Here is a 4,313-nt window from a genome sequence, read left to right on the forward strand (position 1 = left end):
CACAAAATTATTTACAGGCTCCATAAATAAGTTTTTCAAAAATAATCTCATTATTATCTGTTTCCATATTAAGAATTTTCTTTTGTAACTCCTTAGGATAGATAACAGCAATCCAAGCTCCTAAAATTGCAAATATGATAGAAGCTGTATCTTTTAAACTATCTAAAATATCTTTTTGATCACTATATGGAACGTTTTTTCCATACATAAATATCAGATATACAGGAATTAATATTAGAAATATAAATATTGCTAAATATTTAATTATTTTCATTTTTTTCTTCTAGTTTTAGAATTTTTGGTGTGATCGAATCTAACCATTGAACCAAATCTTTAGATTTAAATAGTTGCTTAGAATCTCGTTCTAATGGGCAATTAAAAGTATCAATCGCTCTACTTGCAGATAACCAAATTGGTTTTTGAGTATTACCTAACATACCAAATCCTAAATTTTCCCATTTTGTCGGATTTTGGATCTGATCCCATTCATCAATAACAGACTGTAATTCTTCCTTATTATTAAAAATCATATCAGCTTCTAATTTAAACTTTATAGCTGAAGTCTTTTTAGACTCACAATTCATACCTATCCATTTACCTAAAGTAGCAACTCTAGGAAGTTTAATCATTTCTGAAATTGACATCTCATTATGTCTGTATACCTTCCTAATATCTTTCCAATTATTCAATAAATATTGTACTTTTCCTGGATTAACAACCAACTTTGCATCAAATTTCCCATACAACATCGGATACGTTTCAGTTCCCTTTGGATCCTTAAAATGTTGTATTACTTTTTTTCCTTCCTCATCAGTCTTTTTTACAACATAACCGCTTAATTTTCCAAAGAATTCACGTAAATATCTATTTAAATCTTGTCTACCATTTTGTGAATAATCAAAAGTAATTGCAGCAAATTTATTCTGATCTGGCATTATCCAAAAATAAGTTGGAAATCCCGGGATATCATCTAAACCATGACTAGTTGTTTTTATGTCAGCTTCACCTACTTTCGAAGTTCCTGAAACAGCAGCTACGCTATTTGAAAAACTAGATACTTTGTTCCAAGTAATTAAAAGATAGTGACCTTGTATTCCTTCTTGAATATCATAACAAAAGGTTTTTAACTCATCTTCATCTAAACAAGCATATGTACATGTTTTGTTTAAGGTTTTACCAGAAACCCAAGCCTTTAAATCTTTTAAAAAAATACTTAAATCACCAAATATTGGATCTTTTTCTCCACGCTCATATAAACCAGCCTGAGAAATATTATAAAGAGTAATTCGAGCTTCAATTTTATCATTTGCCATTAAAAATATACTTCACAAAATTTAATCTCATTAATCTAATATATCTTTTAAAAACAATAAAATATTATTTAAAATAATGTTGCACTCACTTAACGTTTACATAGCTATCGGGCTGATGGTGAATGTCGAGAGAATATTGCTAAGTACCAGATTTGGACTGAAGGAGCAACGCATCGGTCGTCCACGACAGTAGGTAATTGTAATTTCCCTTATAAAGGGAGATTACGATTCACACACTGCATCGACACGTTATTCAACCTATTTAGAATTCATTTAACATAAAATCTCTTATACGCAATCAAAAAAGTGAGGTAAAAACCTCACTTTGTATAAAGCCAAATGAATGGATATTTCCTAGAATTTTAATTAATAAAAGTTATCACGGTAGAAGTTATAAGTAGTATTGTGGCGATCAATGTTAAGTAGATGCATGATTTACTCATTGATTGATCATCTACTTTGAAAAAGTTCTTTATTGGATCCTTCCAACCAGTCATTTGACTCCAAGGATACCAAAAACATAAAAAACCCAAAGTACTTAAAATTCCGGCTAAATCAAAACTCTTGGATAAGCCAAATAGACTTATAGCAACAGATGCTGCACCTAAGACAAAACCAAACCAAGATTTAATCAAGGGAGCCTTGGGAGAAGTTATTGATAAATTATTCATATTAGAGTTCTACATTAAAGATTAAATAACTTTCTGTCTCTTTCATCCGTCAAATACCGGTCCATCTGAGCGATCAATTTAGCCCGTGCCTGTTCATCATCTTCAGTGATTTTTAACATACAGGATCCGATCAAAATCTTGCGTCTGGTATCGTCCTTTCGTGCCTGCTCTTTCTCTTTGGCACGTTCTCTTGCCAGTGCTGCCTGTCTTTGAGCCTTTAACTGCTTTAGCTTTTCTTCCTGTGCCTTGATTTTGCTGTCTAGTGCTTCAGTAACGCTCATTAATCCAATACCATCATCCTGGGAAACCATCCCTAACATAAGCGCACTTGAATCTGCATTCAAGGTGCTATATGTATAGTAATGTTTTCCTCGAAGAGTGCACTTATGCAAACTTCGTTTGCAAGTCCGATTGGGGTCTCCCCAATACCCCGACAACCGTATCCACGGTTGTATTTCACTACGTGAAAATTTAAAAGCGAAAAACAGGCATGGCGATTTACCACTTTTCAGTCAAAACCGTAGCACGATCAGCAGGGCGTTCCGCTACTGCTGCGATTGCCTATCGGGCAGGTGAAAAGATCTATTGTGAACGTGAGGGCCGAGAACATGATTACAGCCGAAAAACAGGTGTGGAATATAAAGAAATTTATTTACCCGAAGGCGCACCAGAACATTTAAAAAACCGGGAAAGACTCTGGAACGAAGTTGAACAACGGGAAACCCGAAAAAACTCGACAGTTGCCCGAGAATTTGAAATCGCTTTTCCAAGTGAATTAAATCAGGAACAACGCCTGGCCATGCTCGAAGAGCTATGCGCCAGTATCGTGGACAGACATCAGGTGGCCGTCGATGCCTGTATTCATGCACCGCATACTGGATCTGGTAGTGATGAACGCAATTATCACGCGCATATCCTGATGAGCACACGCAAACTTACTCCGGAAGGCTTCACCGAGAAAACCCGGGAACTGGATCAGAAACACAGTGGAGAAATCGAACACTGGCGCGAACACTTTGCCGATATCTGCAATATGCACCTGGATCTGGCTGGATACACTGCCCGAGTCGACCACCGCAGCTACAAAGACCAGGAGAATGGTTTAGAAGCCACGCTGCACGAAGGGCCGAAAGTCACCGAACTGCGCCGAAAAGGGATTGAGACCGAAATCAGCCGAAGCAATGACGAAATCAAACAGAGAAATCAGGCTCAGTTGCAATACGGCAAAAATATGGATCTGCTGATTGCTGAAAATGAGATCAAACTCAATACACTAAAAACTGAACAGCAGATCCAAATCAAAAATAGTGCTAAAACGCCACCAATTGACGAAAAAGCCCTGTTTGAAGAAAAACAGAGGGAAACCCTTGGCAAAGTGCTAAATCGCGAAATCAGCGCAAAAGACGCGAATCTAGACCTAGAATTTATGCAGGATGTTTTTAAAAAGGCAGAAAACACCTTGGGCAAGATGCAAAAGCATAAAAATGAGTTTAGTCAGCAGCTCGCCCAAGACATTTTGAAAAACAGACTAAAACAAAGTCATGACAAGTTGCAAAGTCTGGTCGATCAACACAATGAATTAACCCAGAACAAACCCTTACTGTTTGGAAAAAAAGCCTGGGAAGCCCAACGTGACGAGGTTTATCAGGAACACAAAAAGCTAAAAGGTCAGCATGAACACCAGAAAAAACATGGTGTGAAGGATTTATTGGAAAATGAAAAGTTCAAAGAACATGCCTGGAAGCAGTACCAACAACAACATCCGGCCAAAGCCAAGCAATACCAGACTCTATACTCAACCTATCAAGTCATTAAAAAATGTGTGAATGAGATCAAAGCAGAACAACAGCTGAAACTCAGACAAGAACAACAACTCAAAGCACAGCAACATGCGCCTAAAATGAAATCTCGTGGCATGAGTCGCTAAACAGAGCGAGTGTCTACGAGCGAACTGAGAAAATTTGCCCTTTCCTTTCCCTGATTACAAGCTCCCTATCCATCAATCACCTGTATACCAGAGCATCCCGCATGGGTGCGAACTTTCCAAATTTGATTCTTAAATCGAGCGTAGCGAGAAAAAAAGTTCATGAGCGCAGCGAATTCCGAGTTGCTTTTGCTTTTTCTAAAAGTCACGAAAATATTAACCAAAAATTGCCCCGACGAATCGAGCGAAAGCGAGATTCAATAGAGTTTGAGCGAAGCGAAAACCAAGGGCAATTTTTCATGAAATATGCTTTTAATTATTTTTAAGCTTTTAAATGCTTTTAGATAGCCTGTAAACCTGAATTTATAAGGCTTTGAGAGATTATAAAACGAGGTTTACCTTGCA

5 protein-coding genes are annotated in these 4,313 nt (G+C 37.1%); 1 reads left to right on the plus strand and 4 read right to left on the minus strand.

Translation table 11 applies throughout. The features are described from left to right. Positions 1-7 precede the first annotated feature (7 nt). From B3X18_RS01170 to B3X18_RS01185, 4 genes are all read right to left on the minus strand, one after another. Entirely contained in the window at positions 8-274 is a 267-nt protein-coding gene (locus B3X18_RS01170; protein WP_286935036.1) for a hypothetical protein, read from the minus strand. After that, positions 261-1,313, minus strand: a complete 1,053-nt coding sequence (locus B3X18_RS01175) for a hypothetical protein (protein ID WP_286935038.1) — start codon at positions 1,311-1,313, stop codon at positions 261-263. Before B3X18_RS01175 ends, B3X18_RS01170 begins: the two co-directional genes overlap by 14 nt. Positions 1,314-1,675: 362 nt before the next feature. Then, entirely contained in the window at positions 1,676-1,984 is a 309-nt protein-coding gene (locus B3X18_RS01180) for a hypothetical protein (RefSeq protein WP_001061745.1), read from the minus strand. 14 nt (positions 1,985-1,998) lie between these two features. After that, positions 1,999-2,265, minus strand: a complete 267-nt coding sequence (locus B3X18_RS01185) for a mobilization protein (protein ID WP_286935054.1) — start codon at positions 2,263-2,265, stop codon at positions 1,999-2,001. Positions 2,266-2,474: 209 nt separating this feature from the next. On the opposite strand from B3X18_RS01185, the gene mobQ reads away from it, so the two are divergent. Next, positions 2,475-3,911: a MobQ family relaxase gene (mobQ, locus tag B3X18_RS01190; RefSeq protein WP_004641944.1), complete on the plus strand. Its 1,437-nt coding sequence runs from the start codon at positions 2,475-2,477 to the stop codon at positions 3,909-3,911. Positions 3,912-4,313 lie beyond the last annotated feature (402 nt).

The organism is Acinetobacter sp. UBA6571, from assembly GCF_002434085.1.
In the GTDB taxonomy this organism is placed as follows: domain Bacteria; phylum Pseudomonadota; class Gammaproteobacteria; order Pseudomonadales; family Moraxellaceae; genus Acinetobacter; species Acinetobacter radioresistens.